Source organism: Actinomadura darangshiensis, from assembly GCF_004349235.1.
Lineage (GTDB): Bacteria > Actinomycetota > Actinomycetes > Streptosporangiales > Streptosporangiaceae > Spirillospora > Spirillospora darangshiensis.
The window spans coordinates 1-21,458 of sequence record NZ_SMKY01000153.1 but is presented as its reverse complement, the minus strand read 5'-3'; the positions used below and the strand labels follow the sequence as shown (position 1 = coordinate 21,458).

At 73.3% G+C, this 21,458-nt stretch carries 19 protein-coding genes; 2 read left to right on the top strand and 17 right to left on the bottom strand.

The window, feature by feature from the left end:
* Positions 1-166 precede the first annotated feature (166 nt).
* From E1293_RS28120 to ahcY (E1293_RS28105), 4 genes are all read right to left on the bottom strand, one after another.
* Positions 167-1,135, bottom strand: a complete 969-nt coding sequence (locus E1293_RS28120) for an LppU/SCO3897 family protein (protein ID WP_132200497.1) — start codon at positions 1,133-1,135, stop codon at positions 167-169.
* A gap of 59 nt (positions 1,136-1,194) precedes the next feature.
* Complete coding sequence (locus E1293_RS28115) at positions 1,195-1,770, bottom strand: hypothetical protein (protein WP_132200496.1); 576 nt, start codon at positions 1,768-1,770, stop codon at positions 1,195-1,197.
* A gap of 3 nt (positions 1,771-1,773) precedes the next feature.
* Entirely contained in the window at positions 1,774-3,030 is a 1,257-nt protein-coding gene (gene ahcY, locus E1293_RS28110) for an adenosylhomocysteinase (protein WP_132200495.1), read from the bottom strand.
* Between the two features lie 72 nt (positions 3,031-3,102).
* Complete coding sequence (gene ahcY, locus E1293_RS28105; protein ID WP_132200494.1) at positions 3,103-4,533, bottom strand: adenosylhomocysteinase; 1,431 nt, start codon at positions 4,531-4,533, stop codon at positions 3,103-3,105.
* Positions 4,534-4,678: 145 nt separating this feature from the next.
* On the opposite strand from ahcY (E1293_RS28105), the gene E1293_RS28100 reads away from it, so the two are divergent.
* On the top strand, positions 4,679-5,035 hold the full coding sequence (locus E1293_RS28100) for a MerR family transcriptional regulator (protein WP_132200493.1): 357 nt from the start codon (positions 4,679-4,681) through the stop codon (positions 5,033-5,035).
* On the opposite strand, the gene E1293_RS28095 is transcribed toward E1293_RS28100, so the two are convergent.
* The 10 genes from E1293_RS28095 to E1293_RS28050 all read right to left on the bottom strand — a co-directional run bounded on the left by E1293_RS28095 (position 5,032) and on the right by E1293_RS28050 (position 15,485).
* Complete coding sequence (locus E1293_RS28095) at positions 5,032-5,706, bottom strand: response regulator transcription factor (RefSeq protein ID WP_132200492.1); 675 nt, start codon at positions 5,704-5,706, stop codon at positions 5,032-5,034. The genes E1293_RS28100 and E1293_RS28095 overlap by 4 nt on opposite strands.
* Before the next feature lie 63 nt (positions 5,707-5,769).
* Positions 5,770-7,329, bottom strand: coding sequence for a sensor histidine kinase (locus E1293_RS28090; protein ID WP_132200491.1), 1,560 nt, complete (start codon positions 7,327-7,329; stop codon positions 5,770-5,772).
* A gap of 376 nt (positions 7,330-7,705) precedes the next feature.
* Positions 7,706-8,671 carry a cation diffusion facilitator family transporter gene (locus E1293_RS28085; RefSeq protein WP_132200490.1) on the bottom strand — a complete coding sequence of 322 codons (966 nt, stop codon included), beginning with the start codon at positions 8,669-8,671 and terminating at the stop codon, positions 7,706-7,708.
* A complete protein-coding gene (locus E1293_RS28080) occupies positions 8,672-9,808 on the bottom strand; it encodes an SIS domain-containing protein (protein ID WP_243716636.1) in 1,137 nt (378 codons plus the stop codon). It lies immediately after the preceding gene.
* Complete coding sequence (locus E1293_RS28075; protein ID WP_132200489.1) at positions 9,805-9,987, bottom strand: Trm112 family protein; 183 nt, start codon at positions 9,985-9,987, stop codon at positions 9,805-9,807. Before E1293_RS28075 ends, E1293_RS28080 begins: the two co-directional genes overlap by 4 nt.
* Positions 9,988-10,030: 43 nt before the next feature.
* Entirely contained in the window at positions 10,031-11,386 is a 1,356-nt protein-coding gene (locus tag E1293_RS28070) for a phosphomannomutase/phosphoglucomutase (protein WP_132200488.1), read from the bottom strand.
* A gap of 84 nt (positions 11,387-11,470) precedes the next feature.
* Positions 11,471-11,851, bottom strand: a complete 381-nt coding sequence (locus tag E1293_RS28065; protein ID WP_089315916.1) for a DUF3499 domain-containing protein — start codon at positions 11,849-11,851, stop codon at positions 11,471-11,473.
* Between the two features lie 111 nt (positions 11,852-11,962).
* Positions 11,963-12,595, bottom strand: a complete 633-nt coding sequence (locus tag E1293_RS28060) for a response regulator (RefSeq protein WP_243716634.1) — start codon at positions 12,593-12,595, stop codon at positions 11,963-11,965.
* Positions 12,596-12,603: 8 nt separating this feature from the next.
* Entirely contained in the window at positions 12,604-13,863 is a 1,260-nt protein-coding gene (locus E1293_RS28055) for a sensor histidine kinase (RefSeq protein ID WP_132200487.1), read from the bottom strand.
* Between the two features lie 5 nt (positions 13,864-13,868).
* Positions 13,869-15,485 (bottom strand): substrate-binding domain-containing protein, encoded by a 1,617-nt coding sequence (locus tag E1293_RS28050; protein ID WP_132200486.1) that lies wholly within the window; start codon positions 15,483-15,485, stop codon positions 13,869-13,871.
* A gap of 169 nt (positions 15,486-15,654) precedes the next feature.
* Here E1293_RS28050 and E1293_RS28045 point away from each other — a divergent pair, with 169 nt between their 5' ends.
* Positions 15,655-16,095: a metallopeptidase family protein gene (locus E1293_RS28045; protein WP_243716631.1), complete on the top strand. Its 441-nt coding sequence runs from the start codon at positions 15,655-15,657 to the stop codon at positions 16,093-16,095.
* An 8-nt stretch (positions 16,096-16,103) separates the two neighbouring features.
* Here the strand turns inward: E1293_RS28045 and E1293_RS28040 are convergent, their stop codons facing one another.
* From E1293_RS28040 to E1293_RS28030, 3 genes are all read right to left on the bottom strand, one after another.
* Positions 16,104-17,567 (bottom strand): DUF5719 family protein, encoded by a 1,464-nt coding sequence (locus E1293_RS28040; protein WP_132200485.1) that lies wholly within the window; start codon positions 17,565-17,567, stop codon positions 16,104-16,106.
* On the bottom strand, positions 17,567-20,803 hold the full coding sequence (locus E1293_RS28035) for a glycosyltransferase family 2 protein (protein ID WP_132200484.1): 3,237 nt from the start codon (positions 20,801-20,803) through the stop codon (positions 17,567-17,569). The genes E1293_RS28040 and E1293_RS28035 overlap by 1 nt, the downstream gene beginning before the upstream one ends.
* Before the next feature lie 145 nt (positions 20,804-20,948).
* Positions 20,949-21,215 carry a WhiB family transcriptional regulator gene (locus E1293_RS28030; RefSeq protein WP_132200483.1) on the bottom strand — a complete coding sequence of 89 codons (267 nt, stop codon included), beginning with the start codon at positions 21,213-21,215 and terminating at the stop codon, positions 20,949-20,951.
* Positions 21,216-21,458: the final 243 nt, after the last annotated feature.

Here is a 21,458-nt window from a genome sequence, read left to right as displayed (position 1 = left end):
CCCCCGTTCAGCGCCCCCGGCCCGGGGCAGCCGCGATTCCTCCCGCCACCCGAGTACGGCTCCGGGCCGTACCAGAACGTCCTCAACGCACCGCGGCCGCCAGGGCCGTATCCGGGCCCGGCGGCCGGTCCGCCACCGCAGGGCCCCTACCAGGGCCCCTGACGGCTCAGCGGGGAAGGGAGCGGAGCTTCTCCGTCAGGGTCGGCCGCAGCTTCTTCAGGCACAGCACCGGCTTGTAGGCGCCCTTGCTCGTCATGTAGTTGGTGGCCTCGGAAGGGCACTCCTGCGTCGTCGCCACCCGGCCGACGACCTTGGCGATGGCGCTGCTGGATCCGCACTCGGCCTTGTCCAGGTCGCCGATGTTGAACGAGGGGTCCCCGATGCAGTCGCCCGGGGACAGCACGCCGCCGCCCGCGCCGAGGCACAGCACGGGCCGCTTCACCGTCCCGCCGCCGAAGGACTTCAGCTTCATGGCCTCCAGCGTCTGCGCCGGGCAGGACTTCTCCGTGTCGACGCGCGCGATCACCTTGCCGTACCAGTCCGGCTTGGAGCACGGCTGCTCCTTGCCGAAACCGACGGACCCGCTGCTGACGCAGTCGCCGACGGACAGGAACGCGCCGCCCGCGCCCGGATCGCCCGGGTGCGGGCCCTTGAGGTTGCGCACGCACGCCTCGTAATACTTCTTGTCGTCGGACTTGCCGCGGACGTTGGTGACGCCGTCCGTCCCGCCGGGGCAGTCGGGCTCGGAGCGGGAACTGAACCGGAAGCCCGACGCCTCGCCCGTGTCGGTGATCTTCAGGACCTTCGCCTTGGCTCCGGAGTCGTCGCAGCCGACGCGGAGGCTGGCCGGGATCCGGTTGCCCTCGTCCGTCCCGAAGCCCTTGTCGACGCACTGCTCGGCCTTCACCGGGCCGTTCCGCTTCCGCTGATCCTGGAACATCAGGAAACCCGCGCTGCCGACGACGAGGACGCCCGCGACCGCGACCGCCACCCAGACGAGCGGCGAGGGACGCTTCGGCCGCGGCGGGACGGGAAAGCCGCCCGGCGGAACAGGGGCGCCGCCCGGCGGCACCGGGCCACCCGCCGGAGGGACGGGCTGCGGCCCGCCCTGCCCCTCTGGAATCTGCCCGTGCACGCTGCGCCCCCATAACCCGATCTTGCTGGACGGAGTACGAAAGATAGCGCAACGCACCGTCACCCGAGATTGGGCGGGGACTCCAGGTCGGTGAGCTCGATCCCGGGGGCCGCCAGGACGACGTCGCCGGCCAGGTGCAGCTCCTCCACCTCGCCCGTGGCCAGGTCCGTGACCTCGTACCCGGAGACGGGCAGCGGCCCGGTCTCGGTCTCGTAGGTGGACGTCCCGGCCAGCCGCCACCGCCACAGGGTCGTCAGCGCCGACAGAGACGAGCCGCTCAGTTGCACCAGGCGCACATCGGCCTGCCCGCCCTCGTCCAGCTCCAAGGAACGCGCCACGGCCACCAGGAACCCGGGTGAGCCGGTGACGAATCCGGACGCGCGCTCGGCGTGCTCGGTGCCCGTCTCACCGGCCGCCCGCACCCACGCCAGCTCGGGGCCCGTGACACCGCCTCGCACCCACCACTCGGGGCCGAGGATCTCGACGCGGATCTGGCGCCAGCGCGCGTCCACGACCAGGTCCACGCGGACGCCGTCGGGACGCGCGGACGTGTAGCGCCACCCGCCCGGCCCCGGCGCGCACTGGAAGCGCTCCTCAAGGCCCTCGTCCAGGTGCAGGTACGTCCCGGCGGGCACGGGTCAGGTCCCGGGGCGCCAGGAGTGCAGGTAGTCCTCCTGGTCCGGGGTCAGCAGATCGATGGAGATGGACATCGAGGCCAGCTTGAGCCGCGCCACCTCCGTGTCGATCTCCTTCGGCACGTCGTGGACGGCCGGGGCCAGGACCGCGTGGGCCGTGGCGAGCCACTCGCACGTGAGCGCCTGGTCGGCGAACGACATGTCCATCACGGCCGCCGGGTGCCCCTCCGCGGCGGCCAGGTTGACCAGGCGCCCCTCCGCCAGCAGGACCAGGCGGCGGCCGTCGGCCAGCACGTACTCGTCCGTCTGCGGGCGGATGCCGCGATGCACCTCGACGGCCATGTCGCCGAGCGCCCGCACGTCGATCTCGACGTCGAAATGCCCGGAGTTCGCCAGGATCGCCCCGTCCTTCATCAGCGCGAGGTGGTCGGCGTTCACGACGTCGCGGTTGCCGGTGACCGTGATGAAGACGTCGCCGTCCGCGGCGGCCTGCTCCATGGGCTGGACGCCGAAGCCCTGCAGCGCCGCGTCCAGCGCCTTGACGGGGTCGATCTCGGTGACGACCACGCGCGCTCCGAGGCCCCGGGCCCGCTCCGCCAGGCCGCGCCCGCAGTACCCGAACCCCGCGATCACGATGGTCTTTCCTGCCAGCAGGGTGTTGGTCGCGCGGATGATCCCGTCCAGCGTCGACTGGCCCGTCCCGTACCGGTTGTCGAACATGTGCTTGGTGTCGGTGTCGTTCACCGCGACCACGGGGAACTTCAGCGCGCCCTCAAGCGCCATCTGGTGCAGCCGGATGACGCCCGTCGTCGTCTGCTCGCATCCGGCCTTCACCGTGCCGAGCAGGTCCGTGCGGTCGACGTGCAGCGTGTTGACCAGGTCGCATCCGTCGTCCAGGACGAGGTCGGGCCCGGTCTCCAGCGCCTGGTGGATGTGCGCGTAGTACCCCTCGCGGTCGATACCGGCCCGCGCGAAGACCTCGGCCCCGTACTCCTGCACCAGGGCAGCGGCGGTGTCGTCCTGCGTCGACAGCGGGTTGGACGCCGCGAGCGCCACACTCGCACCGCCCGCCTGCAGGGTGCGGATGAGCCCGGCGGTCTCCGTCGTGATGTGCATGCACGCCGCGACCTTCAACCCGTCCAGCGGACGGTCGGCGGCGAACCGCTCCCGCACCTGCCGCAGCACGGGCATGCCCCGGTCCGCCCACTCGATCCGCTTGACGCCCTCATACGCCAGCGAAACATCCGCGATATCGCTCATCAACACCCTCGAATAAGGCGGCTGCCGGACGGGCTGAAACCCGTCCGGCAGCCATACTGCCCCAGCGGTTACTCAGTACCTGTAGTGGTCGGGCTTGTAGGGGCCCTCCACGTGGACGCCGATGTAGGCGGCCTGCTCCTTGGTGAGCTCGGTGAGCTTGACGCCGAGGGCGTCGAGGTGGAGGCGGGCGACCTTCTCGTCCAGGTGCTTCGGCAGGACGTAGACGCCGATCGGGTACTCGTCGGTCTTGGTGAACAGCTCGATCTGCGCGATGACCTGGTTGGTGAAGGAGTTGGACATCACGAAGGACGGGTGCCCGGTGGCGCAGCCGAGGTTCATCAGCCGGCCCTCGGCGAGGACGATGACCGAGTGGCCGTCGGCGAACCGCCACTCGGCGACCTGCGGCTTGATCTCGATCTTCTCGATGCCGGCGGTCTTGGCGAGGCCGGCCATGTCGATCTCGTTGTCGAAGTGCCCGATGTTGGACACGATCGCCTGGTGCTTCATCCGGCCCATGTGGCCGGCCGTGATGATGTTGAAGTTGCCGGTCGTCGTCACGAAGATGTCGGCCTTGTCGACGATGTCGTCCAGGGTGGTGACCTGGAAGCCGTCCATCGCGGCCTGCAGCGCGCAGATCGGGTCGATCTCGGTGACGATGACGCGGGCGCCCTGGCCCTTCAGCGCCTCCGCGCAGCCCTTGCCGACGTCGCCGTAGCCGCAGACGACCGCGACCTTGCCGCCGATCAGCACGTCGGTGGCGCGGTTCAGGCCGTCGATGACCGAGTGGCGGCAGCCGTACTTGTTGTCGAACTTCGACTTGGTGACCGCGTCGTTGACGTTGATCGCCGGGAAGGCGAGGGTGCCGGCCTTGTGCATCTCGTAGAGGCGGTGGACGCCGGTCGTGGTCTCCTCGGTGACGCCCTTGATCGCGGCGGCGGCCTCGGTCCAGCGGCCGGGCCTCTCGGCGATGGTCCGGCGGAGCGTGTCGAGGACGACGCCCAACTCCTCGGGGTCGTCCTCGGTCGCGGCCGGGACGGCGCCCGCCTTCTCGTACTCGGCGCCCTTGTGGACGAGGAGGGTCGCGTCGCCGCCGTCGTCCAGGATCATGTTCGGGCCCGCACCGTCCGGCCACTGCAGGGCCTGGTCGGTGCACCACCAGTACTCTTCGAGCGTCTCGCCCTTCCAGGCGAAGACGGGGACGCCCTGCGGCTTGTCCTGCGTGCCGTCCTTGCCGACGACGACCGCGGCGGCGGCGTGGTCCTGGGTGGAGAAGATGTTGCAGGACACCCAGCGGACATCGGCGCCGAGCTCGACCAGCGTCTCGATCAGCACGGCCGTCTGGATCGTCATGTGCAGCGAGCCCATGATCTTGGCGCCGCGCAGCGGCTTGGCGGCGGAGTACTCCTCGCGCACCGCCATCAGGCCCGGCATCTCGTGCTCGGCGAGCCGGATCTCCCGGCGCCCGAAGTCGGCCAGCGACAGGTCGGCGACCTTGTAGTCCATGCTTTCGTTGCTCCCTCGGTGCGGTGCGCGCGGATTCTTGACGGGGGTGTCCACCGCCGCGTCAACGGGGCGAGTCTACGGGCGGCGGGTACCGGGAAGCACGGTCGGGGGCGACTTTCTAACACGAATTTGTCAGAATTGCTCCATGCGCATCACGGAGGCCGCCCGGCGGCTCGGCACCTCGCCCCGCATGCTCCGCTACCGCGAGGCCCTCGGGCTGCTGCCCGTCACCCGGGAAGCGGCCCTCACCAGGCGCGGCGGCGGGCACCGCCGGTTCGGGGACGCCGAACTGCGCGCCGTCGCGCTCGCCCTCGCGCTGGAGAAGCGCTACGACATCGGCCCGGCCGAGCTGGCGTTCGGGCTCCGGGTCCTGGCCGAGCCGCAGGTGCAGGCGTACGTGCGTGAGCTGGGCGAACGCATCGGACGGCTCTCCGCTCCCCCGGCCCGCGCACTGGACTTCGAGAAGGAGAAGGCGATGCGCCTGCTGCGCCGCCGCGGCTAGCCGGGGGCGCTCTCGCCGGGGACGACCACGCCGGACTCGTAGGCGAGCATGACGGCCTGCGCCCGGTCGCGGAGGCCGAGCTTGGTGAAGACGCGCGCCACGTGCGTCTTCACGGTGTGCTCGCTGACGACGAGCCGCGCGGCGATCTCGCCGTTGGACAGGCCGCCCGCGATCAGCACGAGGACCTCGGTCTCCCGGGCGGTCAGCGTCGCCAGCTCCGACGGCGCCTGCGGCCGGTTGCGGCGCTGCTTGGTGAACTCGCGGATCAGCCGCCCGGTGACCTGCGGCGCGAGCAGCGAGTCGCCGCGCGCCACCACCCGGACGGCGGAGACCAGCTCGTCCGCGGTCGCGTCCTTCAGCAGGAAGCCGCTCGCGCCGACCGCCAGCGCCTCGTAGACGTACTCGTCGACGTCGAACGTCGTCAGCACCAGCACCCGGACGTTCTCGGCGCCGGGCAGGGCGAGGATGCGGCGGGTGGCCTCGATGCCGTCCATGCCGGGCATCCGGATGTCCATGACGACGACGTCGGGACGGCTCCGCTCGGCGATCCGGACGGCCTCGCGCCCGTCGCCGGCCTCGCCGATGACGCTGATGTCCTCCTGCGCGTCGAGCAGGGCGGCGAACCCGGCCCGCACGATCGTCTGGTCGTCGACGATCAGCACGTTGATCACCGGGGCCGCCCCGGAGAAGCGGGGACGGCGGGGCCGGGAGCGGCAGGATCGGGGACGGCAGGGTCAGGAGCGGCCGGGCGGCGGCTGCGTACCGTGTCCACGGATGGAATTCCCCTCACTCGTCAGCGGAAGCTCGGCCTCCACCAGGAACCCGCCCTCGGTGGCCGGGCCGGCGGCGAACCGCCCGCCCAGCATGGTCGCACGTTCCCGCATCCCCACGAGGCCATGTCCGCCACCGGACCCGGGCGATTCCATGCGGGTGCGCCCGGCGTCCGCGGAGGTCGGGCCCGCGGGATCCAGTACCGCTGTACGGGGGGCGGGTTTCCGCCGGTTCAGGACCTGCGTGGACGCGTTCGCGCCGTCGTCGCGGACGCGGACCGCCAGCCGGTCCGGCAGGAACATCAGGTCGACGTGGACGCCCGCGCCGGGCGCGTGCCGCCGCGCGTTCGTCAGCGCCTCCTGGACGATCCGGTACGCCGACAGCTCCACCGTCGTGGACAGGTCGCGCGGGTCGCCGTGCACCGCGAGGTCGACCTGGCCGCCGGCGCCGCGGTGCTGCTCGATCAGGTCGGGCAGCCGGTCCAGCCGCGGCTGCGGGGAGTTCGCCGCGTCCGGTTCGGGCTTGGCGTCGGCGCGCAGCACGCTGAGCAGCCGGCGCATCTCCACCAGCGCCTCCCGGGCCGTCCTGGCGATCTCGGTGTAGCCGGCCTGGGCCTGCGGCGACAGGGCGTCCATCGTGTACGGGGCGGTCTCCGCCTGCACGGCGATCATGGAGACGGAGTGCGCGACGACGTCGTGCAGCTCGCGGGCGATGCGGGCGCGCTCGCGCATGACGGCCTGCTCCCGCTGGACGGCGGTGAGCCGGGTGAGGGTCTCGTTGGTGCGTTCGGCGGCCGCGGCCTCGGTCCGGCCGGCGGACTCGACGACGCGCCGCGCGTCCCCGAGCCCGATCGCGGCGAGGACGGCGACGATCGGCGCCGGCCACGGGACGTCGTCGAGCGTCCCGGCGGCGAGGTAGACGACCGCGATGGTCGCGACGCTGCCGATGGCGAGGACGCCCGTCGACTGGCGGGGCAGCTGCCGTCCGAGCGCGTACAGCGTGTAGAGGGCCGCGAAGCTGGTGGTGACGAGCAGGATCTGCCCGGTGAGCAGGCTCGCGGCGAACGCGCTGAGCACGACGGCCGCGACGGGGCGCAGGTTCTCGCGGCGCCACACGAGCGGGAGCGTCGCCGCGACCGCGAAGCCGCCGGCGAGGCTGAGCGGCGAGTCGACGCGCGGCGCCAGCTCGGCGAGGGCGGCGATGGTCAGGGCGAGGCCGGTCAGCGGGGCGAAGTACCAGGAGCCGACGACCTCCCGCCAGGTGTTGAGCCATCGGGGCAGCGGCGCCGTCTCCCCGGACGGCGCCCCCGGCGGGCCGGGGCGGCGGGGCGCGCCGCCGTTCAGCCGTGCGCCGAGCTTGACCGCCGCCGGACGCAGCAGGGTGCCGATGCCGGTGAGGATCCACAGCAGCAGCTGCCCGACGCCCGCTACGATCCGGCCGGACAGCCGCCACGCGTGGTGCGCGACGGCTGGGCCGAACCCCGCGGGGTCGGGTCCGGTCCGGGCCTTGTCATCGGTGCTCACCCCTCAATACTGACCGCTGGGGCGAGCGATGGCCTCACCGCCCGGATGTATGCGGGCGGCCGGGATCCGTCTGGAGTACCACCCGCGTTCCCTCCTTGAGGGGGACGTGCCGGACGGCGCCGCGACCGTAGTGTTCTAACCGTGACCGCGACGGTGGCCATCGCCGACTTAGGGGTTCGGCGGGGCCGCCGCGGTCACACCAGAACCGCCCGGTTTCAGGGGTCCGGGCGGGGAGGCATGGGAAAGCACCTCGCCGGACGGCCGCGGTACGCCTCCTCGGAGGCACTCCGCCGGTCTCGCCTGGGCTGGGGAATGGCCGGCAGCGCGCGGCCGCCCGGCGAGGGGTCCCATGTCCGTTCAGGAGCCGGCCGCCCGTTCAGGCGTCGGCGGGGTCGTCCCCGTTCGGCTTCGCCACCGAAACGCTCTTGCGGGACGCCTCGTCCAGCGCCGGCTCCAGGTAGATGAGCCTCGCCTCCGGGATCTGCGACCGGACCACCGCCTCCGCGGCGTCGATGCCGCGCGCCACGTCCGCGGCCGTGTCGTCGTGGTTGACGGCGATCTTCGCGGCGATGAGCAGCGCGTCCGGGCCGAGGTACTCGGTGCGGATGTGGATGAGGTGGTCGACCTCGTCGACCGACTCCAGCGCGTCGATGATCCGCCGCTCGGTCTGCGGGTCGACGCCCTCGCCGATCAGCAGGCTCTTGGTCTCGATCGCCAGGATCGTCGCGACCGCGCCGAGCAGCAGTCCGATCGCCACGGTGCCGACGCCGTCCCAGACGCCGTCGCCGGTGGCCACGGCCATGGAGACGCCGAACAGGGCGAGGAACAGGCCGACGAGGGCGGCGAGGTCCTCCAGCAGGACGACCGGCAGCTCGGGCGCCTTGGCGCGGCGGATGAAGCTCCACCAGGACTGCTCGCCGCGGACCTGGTTCGACTCCTTGATCGCGGTGCGGAAGGAGAACGACTCCAGGCCGATCGCGACGATCAGCACCGCGAACGCCCACACCGGCGACTTGACCTCCTCCGGGTGGGAGATCTTGTGGTAGCCCTCGTACAGCGAGAACGCCGCGCCGACGGTGAACAGGACGACGGCGACGACGAACGCGTAGAAGTAGCGCTCGCGGCCGTAGCCGAAGGGGTGCTCCGGCGTCCGGTCGCGTTCGGACCGCTTGCGGCCGAGCAGCAGCAGCCCCTGGTTGCCCGAGTCGGCGACCGAGTGAATCGACTCGGCCAGCATCGACGACGAACCGGTGAACGCGAACGCGACGGCCTTGGACGCCGCGATCCCGAGGTTGGCGGCCAGCGCGGCGACGATGGCCTTCGTTCCACCCTCAGCACTCATCTACGCAATCCTCGCTTCGAGCTCTTGAACGGCATGCACGGGCGTCGGATCCTCGCCCAGCGCGATAGCCAAGTAAACCGTGACATAGTCCGCCAACGCGATCAGGCCGGCGATTCTCTCCAGCGGATGCTCGCCCTCGGCCTTGATCTCGGTGACCGCCACGCCCCGGGCGCGGGCCATCTCGGCGGCCGCCTCGCACCGTTTGCGTACCTGGGGATGCTCCGCCACGTCCCGCATGACGACGAGGTGGAGGCCGTGCTCGGGGTCGTCCGTGCGGTCGCGGAAGAAGTCGTCCGGGTCGGACGGGGAGGCGCCGCGGGCGAAGAAGCCGTCGAAGGCCATCAGCTGGCTGTGGCCCGCCTCCGGGACCTCGCCGAAGACGGCCGGGTACTTGGCGTTCTCGCCGAGCTGGCCGCACAGCCGGTACGCCGCCGTCCTCGCCACGGCGGACGAGCCCCACACCATCGGCACGTCGCCGGCCAGGTCGAGCGCGATCCGCTTGGCCGGGTTGACGAACGGCTCACTGGACGGACGGCAGCGGTGCGCGATGTCCTCCAGCCGCGCGGCCGTGGACTCCAGCACCGCGTCGGAGACGTCCGCCAGGCGCATCGCCCGCGCCGCGAGGACGAGCGGGATCGTCAGGCCCCACAGCGTCGAGCGCGGCTGCCCGGCCGACCGCACCGGGACGAACACCCCGCGGCTCCTGCCGGCCAGGCTCGCGAGCGGTGACTCCGCCCCGCCGACGAACAGCAGCCTGCATCCGCGCCGGGCCGCCTCCGCCGCGACCTCAAGGGTCTCCTCCGTGCCGCCCGAGGACGACACGGCGATGACCAGGTCGGCCGCGCCCACCCAGCCGGGCAGCCGGTAGCCGCGCACGGTCGACACCGGGACGGCGCAGCCCTCCCCGCACACGGCCGCGAGCACGTCGCCCGCGATGCCGGCGGCGCCCATCCCGGCGACCACGATCGCGCGGGGCCTGCCGTCCTCGGCCAGGCTCGCGACGCCGGCCTCGGCCGCCGTCCGCTGCGCCTCCCGCACCTGGGCCGCCGCCGACGCGACCTGCCGCAGCATTCCCCCGGGATCCGCCGCCTCGGCCGCCTCCGCGTCCTCCAGGCGCGAGGGGTCGAGCGAGCTCACGACGCGGGGGCCCTGGCCTCGTCGACGAGGAGAACGGGGATGTCGTCGCGGACCGGGTAGGCGTAGCCGCAGGAGCCGGTGCACACCAGCTCGCCGGCGCCCTCGTCGGCGCTGAGGCCGCCGCCGCAGTTCGGGCAGGCGAGGATCTCCAGGAGCCAGGAGTCCAGCTTCATCGTCATGGCAGCGTCACATCTCCCTTGCAGTCACTTTTCGCCGGCCTGGTCACTTCTTCCCGACCAGGGCCAGGACCTCGTCCCGGATCGCCGCCATGGTGTCCTCGTCGCCGGCCTCGGCGTTCAGGCGCAGCAGCGGTTCGGTGTTGGACGGCCGCAGGTTGAACCACCAGCCGGCGGCGTCGTCGGCCACGGTCAGGCCGTCCAGTTCGTCGAGCTCGGCGCCGGGGCGGCCGGCGAAGGCGGCCCGGACGGCCGCGGTGGCCGCGTCCTGGTCGGCGACCTCGCTGTTGATCTCGCCGGACGCGGCGTAGCGGGTGTACTCGCCGAGCAGGTCCGACAGCGGCCCGCTCTGCTCGCCCAGGGCGGCGAGGACGTGCAGGGCCGCGAGCATGCCGGAGTCGGCGAACCAGAAGTCGCGGAAGTAGAAGTGCGCCGAGTGCTCGCCGCCGAACACCGCGCCCGTCTCCGCCATCGTCTGCTTGATGAACGAGTGGCCGACCCGCGTCCGGACCGGGGTGCCGCCGTGCTCGGACACGATCTCCGGCACGGCCTTGGACGTGATCAGGTTGTGCACGATCGAGGAGCCCGGATGCTTGGCCAGTTCCCGCGTCGCGACCAGCGCCGTGATCGCGGACGGGGCGACGATCCCGCCGCGCTCGTCCACCACGAAGCAGCGGTCGGCGTCGCCGTCGAAGGCGAGCCCGATGTCGGCGCCCGTCTCGCGGACCTTCGCCTGCAGGTCGCGCAGGTTCGCCGGCTCGATCGGGTTGGCCTCGTGGTTGGGGAAGGTGCCGTCCAGCTCGAAGTACATCGGCACCAGGTCGATCGGCAGGCCCTCGAACACCGGCGGGACGGTGTGCCCGCCCATGCCGTTGCCCGCGTCGACGACGACCTTCAGCGGCCGGATCGACGACAGGTCGACGAGCGTCTTCAGGTGGTCGGCGTAGCCCCTGAGGATGTCGCGCCGCGTCACGGTGCCCGGCTCGCCGTCGTACCCGGGGACGCCGTTCTCGATCATCTCGCGGATCTCGGTGAGGCCGGTGTCGCGGCCGACCGGGCGGGCGCCGGAGCGGCACAGCTTCAGCCCGTTGTAGCGGGCCGGGTTGTGGCTGGCGGTGAACATCGCGCCGGGCAGGCCGAGGCTGCCGCTGGCATAGTAGAGCAGGTCGGTGGAGCCGAGCCCGGCCTCGACGACGTCCGCGCCCTGGGACGTCGCGCCGCGCGCGAACGCCTCGGCCAGCGGGACGGACGACTCGCGCATGTCGTGCGCCGTGACGACCGCGTCCGCCCCGGTCACCCGGACGAACGCCGCACCGGCCGCCGCGGCGACCGCGGGGTCGAGCTCGTCCGGCACGACGCCGCGGATGTCGTACGCCTTGAAGATCGTGGCGAGGTCGCCCACTCCTGCTCCCTGTCCGAAGAACCGTGCGCGGAAAACGGCAGGTTCACGAGCCTACCGGGACGGGCGGACGCGGCGGGGCCTCGGTCACTCCTGGCCGGGCTGGGTTCCGGCGGGCTCGGAGCGCAGCACCCGCAGGTGGCCGCGGCGGCCGACCTCGGTGCCCTGCCCGACCGGCTCGTGGCCGCTGCCGGGGGCGGGCCTGGCGGCCTCGCGGACGGCGTCGGCGAGGGCCTCGAGGTCGTCGGCGCTGGGCTCGGACTCCTCCTCGACGGGGAGCCGCACCAGTTCCCATCCCATCGGGGCGGTGAGCCGCTCGGAGTGCTCCGCGCACAGGTCGTAGCAGTGCGGCTCTGCGTACGTGGCGAGCGGTCCCAGGACCGCGGTGGAGTCGCGGTAGACGTACGTGAGCGTGAACACTGCGGGCGCCTTGCAGGCGGTGCGGGAGCAGGTGCGGACGGGGCTCACGATGGCTGACCGTACCTCCCCCCACCCGGCTCCGCCACCACCCGGGCGAACGTGTCGCCGTTACCGGGCGAATTCCGAGGTTACGGTTACAATCCGTGTGGTCCCGACCCCTCACCGTGCGGTGCCCAGCCATCGCGCGATGGCCGCGCCCCGGGTCCGGACCTGCAGCTTCGCGAAGATCCGGTTGACGTGGTTCTTGACCGTGTACTCGGACACGACCAGGGCCCCGGCGATCTCGCCGTTGGACCGGCCCTGTGCGATCAGGTCCATCACCTGGGCCTCGCGCGGGGACAGCCCGGGATCGTCGCGGGCCGCCGCCTGGAGGGGGGCGGGCTCGCGCCGCAGGGCCTCGACGACGGCGCGGCTCGCGGACGGCGACAGCGGGCTGGACCGTCCGGCGACCGTGTCGTGGACGGCGGCGACCAGCTCGTCCGCCTCGAACGTGCCGTGCACGAGGTAGCCGGACGCGCCGTTGCGGACGGCCTGCCCGATCACGTCCGCGTCGGTGTCGTAGGACAGCATCAGGACCTTCGACAGGACGCTGAGGGGCCCGGCCGCGGCGACGCCGTCCACGCCGGGCATCCGGACGTCCAGCAGGACGATGTCGGGCCGGAGCCGCCGGGCCAGCTCGACCGCCTGGGTACCGTCGACGGCCTCGCCGACGACCTCCACTCCGCCGGCCTCCAGGATGCTCATCAGGCCGGCGCGGACGACGGGGTTGTCGTCCACCACGAGGATGCGCACGCGGCCGCTCACCGCGCGTGCCCGGCCGATTCGGGGGCGTCCGCGGCGGGCCAGGAGGCGCGCGCGACGGTCATCGTGACGGTGGTGCCGTGCCCGGGGGCGGACCGCAGGCGCAGGCGGCCGCCGGCGCGGCGGGCCCGCTCGGCCATGCCGACGAGGCCGTAGTGGCCGTCCCGGGCGAGCAGGTCGAAGCGCTCCCCGTCCGGCAGGACGAAGCCGGCGCCGTCGTCGCGGACGGACAGCTCCAGGCCGTCCGCCGATCCGAGCAGCCGGATCTCGACCCGTCCGGCCCGCGCGTGGCGTTCCACGTTGGTCAGCGCCTCCTTCAGCACCGAGACGATCTCGTAGCGGACGGCCACGGGAATGTCGTCGCCGGGCCACCCTCCGGCCGCGACTTCGACGGGGATCGCGGCGGCCCGGCTCCATCCGGCGGCGACGCTGCCGACGGCGGCGGGCAGCGGCAGCCCGTACGCCTCCTCCCGCAGGTCGGCGATCAGCCCGCGGGCCTCGCGGGCGGCGACCCGCAGCGCGGACAGGATGTCGCGGGCGTCGCGCTCGGCCCGGTCCGGGGACGTGCGGATCCAGACGGGCAGCGCCGCCGCCGACAGCGTGATGCCCTGCAGGGTCTTGGCGAGCGAGTCGTGCATCTCGCGGGCCAGCCGGGTGCGCTCGTCGGCGGCGGCGAGGGCGGCCTCCGCGCGGCGGCGCGCCTCCTCCGCCTCGGCGTACTGGTCGAACAGGATCCGCAGGGCGACTCCGGCGCAGGCCGCGAGCGGGTAGAAGACGGGCAGTGCGATCAGCAGCCCGGGATCGTGCCGGTCGGCGGGCGACGCGGGCCCCATCGCGGCGAAGCAGAGCGCGATCTGCGCGGCGCACACCAGCAGCACCGGCCCCCACGCGTACAGGACGCCCGCGATCGCCGCCGTCATCACGGTGAACAGGAAGAACGGCCCGAAGACGCCGCCCTCGACGAGGACGGCGAACACGAGCAGGGCGTCCAGGCAGCACAGCAGGGGCATGCGCCGCAGGAGCCGCAGGACGGGCCGCCAGGCGCCCAGCGCGACCGCGGTCTCCACGCCGAGCAGGGCGATGGCGATCCCCAGATCGCGGCCCAGCCCGCCGCTGCCGTGCAGGACGACGGCCATGGCGAGCAGGAGGCCGCGCAAGAGCAGGAGCAACCGGAACGTCACCGCGAGCCGCGTCGTGGCGGGCCGGCCCTCGTATTGTGCGGGCTCGTGTTGTGCGGACGCTTCGTCCTGCCCGGACACCCCGGCTAGTCCGGACAACGGGGGTCGTCGCAGACGCGAAGCTGGTCGGAACGCAAGAAGAGCTGCATCACCGTCCCCGGATTCTCGATCCTGTAGGCGCCGCCGTCGGTGACGGCCGCGACCTTCCGCAATGACGGGGCGGCCTCGGCGCCGAACCCGAGAACTATGACGCTCACCGGGCGCCGCGCGTCGAAGGTATCCCCTAGTTTCTTGACCGTTCGGCTGATTTCGGTTCGCCCGGCACTGGGTGAACCTCCCGCGGTGAGGACGAGGACCACGTTGAGCTTGCCGTCCTCGTAGTTGCGTCCGACCTCCTTGTAGGCGGCCCTGATCGACGCGTACAGCCCGGCCGTTCCGCCCTGCCTCGGCTGGACGTGCTTGAGCGCCTCCTGGAGGCCGAGCCGCTGGTTGCCGCCGGTCTGCGTGCGCGCGCCCAGCTCGCGCATCGGGCTGGCCTGCCGGTACGGGCGGGCCGGTGCGCCCGTGAGCGTCCAGAGCCCGAAGGACGAGTCGTCTGGGACGAGCGTGAAGCCGGTCGAAAGCGCCTCCAGCATCGCGTCCAGGCGTGTCCCCGATTCGCCCGGCATGGGGGCGGTCCCACGGGACGGGTCGATGAGCGCGAGAACGTTCAGGCCCTGCCCGAGCTTGCGCCACGTTTCCTGGATTTTGGCCGCCGCGCCTGGCCGCACCACCGGCAGCGGACGCGGCGTCCGCTGATCGGGGCCGGGGCCGCGCAGCCCTGCGCGCTTGAGGTCCGCCGCCGTCCGCGACGACCGCAGCTCTGCCAGGAACCCGTCGGCGACTCGTTTCCGCTTGGAGTCGGAAGTGGCGACGACGTAGGGGAAGTCGAGGTAGGGCGTCCCTGCGTGGGGATAGACGGTCGCGACCTGGTTCGTGTTGTGCTGCAGGACGGCCTGCTCCGGAACGGCGACGACCGTCGATCCGTCAGCGCCGCCTCCACCGAACACGGTCTCCACACCCTTCTCGTGCGGGAACGTCTTGGCGGTGCGCAGCACGGTGGTGAATCTGTCGAGGGCGCCCTTGCCGCCCCCAGAGGACGCCTGGATCGCCAGCAACGACGCCATGCCCGATCCGGTGCGCACCGGATCGGGCAGCCGGAGATGGAACGCCGGTGCGCCGCGGCCCCTCTGGAACGCGCCCCATGACCGGCGCTCCAACTCCGTCCGGTACCGCTTCGCCGTGGCCTTGGACACCGCGAACACGATCGGGGACGACGCGACTGAGGGCGCCTTACCGGCGGCCTTGCGTCCCACGAGATCCGGCCAGAGGGACGAGTCGGGAAGCCACACGTCGGGTGTGCCGCGCCCGGCGCGGAACACGCCCGCGACCTCGGCCGAGTCGCTCGCGACCACCCGCGCCGAGGCGCACTGCCCCGCCGCGCGCCGGGCGGCGTTGAACCGGTCGGCGGCGGCGAGCGCGGCCGGCGCGACCGCCGGATCGGCGGTGACCGACAGCCATTGGCGCGACCCGTCGCAGCCGGTGTCGCGCATCGCGAGGGCCCAGCCGCCGCCTCCGAGGAGGAGCCCGACGCCGAGTGCCAGGGCGGCGGCGACGGTGACCTGGTCGCGACTCCGGCGTGCGCGCCGGGACGGGGGAGACACGGGGAAACCGACCCTTCATGCACCATCGGACACTTGGGCCCGGCAGCCGTACACCCGCCACTGTAACCACTCTTTTCGCAACACAGCCCCCTAAACGAACCGTTGCGCGGGGCAATCCGGACGGGGCAGTACGCGGGAGCCGCCGGGACCGCGGAGGTACTCTTGAGGCGTGCGATCCCGTGTGGCAGGCGTACGGCGCCGCGACCGGCACGGTCGCGGCCTCCGCGGCCCCCTGACGCCCCCGCAAGCGCCGGTCTCCCGGACCCGCGCGGAACGGTTCGCCGACCTCGTCGAAGACGAGGCCGGGCGGTTCGGCGCGCGCTGGGGCCGGGAGCTGGCCGAGGTGGAGTTCGCGGTCGAGGAGGTGCCGGACGTCGAGCCGGCGTCCGACGGCCCCGTGCCGCTCTGCGAAACCGTCCTCCAGCCACCGCCCGCCGACGGCGATCCTCCGGTGCGCATCGTGGTGTTCCGCCGTCCCGTCGAGGCGCGCGCCTCCGACGAGGTGGAGCTCTCCCGCCTGATCCGCGACCTGCTCGTCGAGGAGGTCGCCGACCTGCTCGGCCTCTCCCCCGAGTCGGTCGACCCGAGCTACGACTTCCCCGACGAGTAGCCGGGCGACTAGCCCGGTGTCAGGGCGGTCTGGGAGCCGGCGGTGTCCGGCAGGTGGAGGGTCGTCGGGGCCGGCACGATCGGCAGGACGGTGAAGAGGTAGCCGTCGCCCTTGCCCGTGGCCAGGGTGCGCGACGCGTAGACGGGGCCGGAGCCGGGCTTCGGCATGATCACGGCACCGTAGGCGGCGTCGTCCTTCGCGTCCTTGCCGGGGGCGGTCAGCTTGGTCTCGACGGTGCGTCCCGCCAGGATCTCGACCTCCTGCGGCCCACCGCCGCCCTGCGCGTTCATGGTCGTGACCTGCACCGTCGCACCCCCCGCCGGAGCGGTCAGGACGATGGACGAGTCGAACCGGTTGTCGGCGACGACGCCCGGTCCGGATGCGCTGAGCGGCGGCGTGGCGGTGCCGTAGGCGACGTCCGCACCCCGGTCGGCGGCGAACCCCGCGAGGATGGGGCGGTCGGCGACGAGGCGGACTGCGGCGGCCTTCCCCGAGAGCGCACTGTCGAGGGCGACGGACGTCACGCTCTTGCCGGGGGCGTCCAGGACGTCCTGCCCCTGCGGGGCGAACGCGCCGTCCGCGGTGATGACCCGCACCTTGATCCGGGCGTCGGCCTCGCCGGGGACCGACACCAGCAGCCGCCGCTTCCCGGAGCCGCCCGGCACCCCGGGGACGAGCAGGGACGTCGCGGGCCCGGGTGACTGCGGCAGCCACTCGATGCCCTTCTTCTCGCCGATCCTGGCGCGCAGGGACGCGGCGACGCGGCCGCTGCCGGCGTGGACGTGGAGCGCGAGGTCGGTGGCCGTCTTGACGATGTCGCCGAGTCCCTCGGGCGAGCCCCCGATCTTGATGATCTTGGTGGTGTAGGGCTCGACGGGGGTCCCGCGGCCGTCGGGGGTGTCGAGCGGGCCCTCCCCGGACAGCGCGGTGACGTCGACGGACGCGGGCTGGGAGTCGACGTTCGTCAGGTAGAGGTCGAGCTCGTCGGCGGCGACGGGTCCCGGCCCCATGAACCACAGGTCGGTGCCGGGCGTGGCGCAGCGGGCGCCGGCGAGGCCGCGGTCGTCGCCGCCGTCCTCGTAGGTGGTCTGCTCGGCCTCCAGCCCGCCCGCGATGGCGCCGGTCGCGCGCAGGGTGTAGGAGTCCTCGCCCGACTTGGTGTCCTCGTCCCAGCCCTGGCCGGGCGACGTCATGGACCCCAGCGGCGACCCGCCCTTGGTCGGGGTCATGGCGACCTGACCGCCGCCCTTCTTCTGCGCAAGGGATTGCACGGCGAGCCGTCCGCCTTCGTGCCCGGGGCAGACCATCACGGCGTTCGTGACCGGCGCCTCACGTCCGTCCTCGGATGCTTCGCCCGGACGGGAGAAACTCGCGGCCCCATAGAGGGCGGCCACGGCGACGAGCATCAGCGCGGCGGTCGCGTAGCGCATGCCGAGGAGCCGCAGGATCCTGTCCACAGGAAGCCTGTCCATCACGACACCTCCTCAGGGCTGGGCTCCTGCACGGGCTCGGCGGGCGGTGCCTCGTGCTGGACGCGGGGACGGCCCGCGCGGCGCCGTCCTCGCCGTCCGCCTCGCCGTCCGCGCAGGCCGCGCTCCCGCTCACCGGTGAACACGAACGTGTCGGCCTGGGCGCCGGGCAGTGCAAGGACGACCACGAGCAGGACGGCTATGCCCTGGATGACGATCCACGTGTGCCGCATCGTCATCGACCGGGTCAGTTCGAACTCGCCTCCCGAGTCGGGGACGGCGTATCCCTGCGCCCAGCCGTCCACCGTCCGCGCGTTGAGTTCCTTGCCGTTCAGCGTGGCCCGCCACCCGCCGTCGGACGGTTCGGCCAGGAGGAGCGTGCGTGGACCCGTCCCAGGCAGGATCTGCATGCGGGCGTTGATCCGTCCCGCCGGGAGGGGCGTGACCGTGTTGCCTTGCAGAAGCATCATCCGGCCGGACGTCGACTGGAGCCGCCATACGGCGAACGTCCCGGTCCGGCTGAGGCGCGTCAGCTCGGGCGACGCGTCCAGGACCTTGGTGATCGGGTCCTTCGTGGGGTGCGGCACCAGCAGGTACTGGACGCCCATCCGCGTCAGCGCCGGGCCCTCGTCGCCCTCACGTCCGGCCGCCATGCCCGCGACGAGGTCGTCCAGGCGGTCGTGGGCCCGGCCGTCGCCCGCGACCTCCGACTCCCCCAGCCGGGGCCGCGCGTCCCTGAGCAGCGTGTAGGAGACCCGCCCGGTCGGCTCCCGGTGCAGGACGAGGGTCCGCGGCCCGCCCGGCCCATGGACGAACTGGGGCACCGTGTCGGGGTCGAGCCTGCCGAGCGGCCCGCCCGCTCCGCCGGCCACCCAGAGCGCGGCCGACAGCAGCGGGGCGGTGAGCGCGGCGAGCACCACGACGGCGCCGCCCGCCTTGTAGATCAGGTGGTTGCCCGCCAGGGCCTCGGTGGCGCGCTGGACGGCGGCGGTCGCCGCGAGCAGCACTCCGGCGCCCGCGAACAGCAGCGCGGCCCCAGGCCACACGGGCGCCTCGTCGGCGCCCTTGGTGACGGTGGCGGCGCTGATCAGCACCGCGACGAGCAGCCCGAAGACGGCCAGCAGCCAGCCGGCCAGCACGTGCCCGCGGCGGCTGCGCAGCGGCAGCGCGAGCACGGCGGCCAGGAGCAGCCCGGCGAGCGCCCACCGGGCGGGCGTGCCCGGCCCGCCCGGGTCGAGTGCGAGGAGGTCGGCCGCGGCGGCGGGCTCGAACCGCCGGTGCAGGCCCGCCTCCGTCAGGAACCGGGACGGGTGCAGCAGCAGCCCGGCCGTCCACGGCAGCGTCAGCAGCGGCGGGACGCCGAGCGCGATCGCCAGGTGCCGCAGGCCCTGCCGGCCGGGCCGGTCGAGCAGCGCCCACACCATCCCGGCGGCCAGCAGGGCGATCACCCAGATCAGCGGCACGAAGGACATCGAGACGGCGAGCAGCAGCGCGACCGTCCACGCGGCGCGGCCGACCCGCTTGCGGCGCGTCCGGACGTCCAGCGCGGCGGCCTCCGAGCGCGGGTAGCCGTAGACGCGGGCGGCGTGCACGGCGATCAGCGGGAGCAGCACGAGGACGACGGCGGTGCCGAGCCGCCCGCCCGCGATGGCCCCGGTCGCGGCGGGCAGCAGCGCGTACGCGGCCGCGAACCAGGCCCGGACGGCGGACACCGGGACGCGGCGGCCGTTCTTGCGGGCGGCCCGCCGTCCCGTGCGCGGCGTGTCCGTCACCAGCAGCCGGGACGCGCGGTAGGCGGTGAGGCCGGCGAGCGGGACGCTGCCCAGGAGCAGGACCGACACCGCCAGCCACGGCTTGCCGAACAGCACCGTGGACAGCACGGCGAGCACTCCGACGTAGGGCGGGCTGCCCGTGTCGGAGCCGAGCCCGACCGGCTGCCAGCCGGACAGGTACTGCGCCCACAGGTCGCTCGCGCCGCCCCAGGCCGGGACGAGCGCGCCGCCGCCGAGCCGCCCGGCGGCCGTGAGCAGCGACCGTTCGGCCGCGGCCGCCACGGCGGCGAGGGCGAGCACGAGCATGACGCCGGGCCGGGCGAGGAACCGGCGGATCGGGCCGGGCTCGTCGGCGGTGAGTTCGTCGTCCTGCTCCTCGCGGTCGCGCTCGTGGGCGGCGGCGTACTCGGAGACCGTCTCGCCGGCCCGGCGCAGCACGACCCAGCGCGACTGGAACCGCCGGACGGTGCGCTGCACCCGCTTGCGGCCGTCCGCGCGGCCGGCCCGCGCCCGCCGCAGCCGGCCGGGCGAGCGCAGCACGTCGCCGAGCGCGCGGAGCTCCTCGCGGGCCGCGCCCGGCCGCTTGGTCATGACGAGGTACAGCGCGTGCACGAGCGACGCCCACACGTTCCGGACGAGGCCGCGCAGCATCGCGGGCAGCGGCTGGTTCGCCAGCAGCGTGTGGATCGCGTTGCGGCGGTCGCGGCGGGCCGGGTGCTCGGCGGTCATGCCGATCTCGCGGAGCCCGCGCCGGGACGCCTCCGCGTGGTACACGACGGCGTCGCTGGCGGTGACGACCCGGTACCCGGCCGCGTGCACCCGCCAGCAGAAGTCGAGGTCGTCGCGGAAGAGCCCGTACTCGACGTCGAAGCCGCCGAGCCTCTCCCAGACGTCGCGGCGCACCAGCATCCCGGCGCTGCTCACCGCGAGGACGTCCCGGACGCCGTCGTGCTGGCCCTGGTCGAACTCGTCGCGGTCGATGCCGGTGTCGCGGCGTCCGGCGGCGTCCACGGTGACGCCCAGCTCGCGCAGGACGCGCCGGTCGTCCCAGTCGCGGACCTTGGGGCCGAGCACGGCGACGTTGGGGTCGGTGCCGGCGGTCCGCAGCAGCCGGTCGAGGGCGTCGCGGTCGGGCGCGCAGTCGTCGTGCAGCAGCCAGATCCACTCGGTGCGCGGGTTCCCTGGGTCGTCGTCGGGGACGGGGCTGGACGCGGCGTCCCGCCTGAGCGCCTCGGCGATGGCCTCGCCGTAGCCGGTGGTGCGCGGCAGCGTGAGGATGCCGTCCTCGCCGACGACCTCCGCGAGGACGGCCGGGCCGCGGTCGCGGCTGCCGGTGTCCACGGTCACGAGGCGCTGCGCGGGACGCGCCTGTGTCAGCAGCGCCTTCAGCGTCTCCGGCAGCCACCGCGCGCCGTCATGCGCGACGAGGACGGCCGTGACGACGTGGCGATCGAGAGTGGGGGCCAATGATCGCTCGATCTGTGCGACGACGGTTTCGCTGCTGAACGGGCAGCAGCCGTGCCGGCCCGGGAGCCGACACGGCTGATAACTGTACGCGTGGCCGCGCGGGGCACGCTCCGGATCGCGGGATCCGGCGGCGCGGCCCGCCGGGTCAGACGGCCTGCCGCTTCAGCTTCCGGCGTTCCCGCTCGGAGAGCCCTCCCCAGATGCCGAACCGTTCATCGTTGTGCAGCGCGTACTCCAGGCACTCCGTACGCACCTCGCATGCCCGGCACACCTTCTTGGCCTCGCGAGTGGAGCCGCCCTTCTCCGGAAAAAACGCTTCCGGGTCGGTCTGCGCGCACAGGGCGCGCTCCTGCCAGCCCAACTCTTCTTCGCCGTCTGTGCCGTGCGCCAGCGGGATGACCACCTCGCTCACAGCGCACCTCCCTGCCCGTGGAACCCCCTGGTCAATGCCTTCCCTCCGGTTCCTTCCCCCGAGAAGGCGTTGAAACTACACGGACGAAATTACACGCGTGTAGGCACCGCCCCGTCAAGCCGGAAGGCATTCCCGGGCGACAAAAGGGCTTATGCCGGGATGGGCGCGCTGACCCTTGGATGAAGATCAGTTAATCGCGCGGTCACCCCCGGGCGTGCTGCCGCCCGGGGGTCGGGCGGGGCC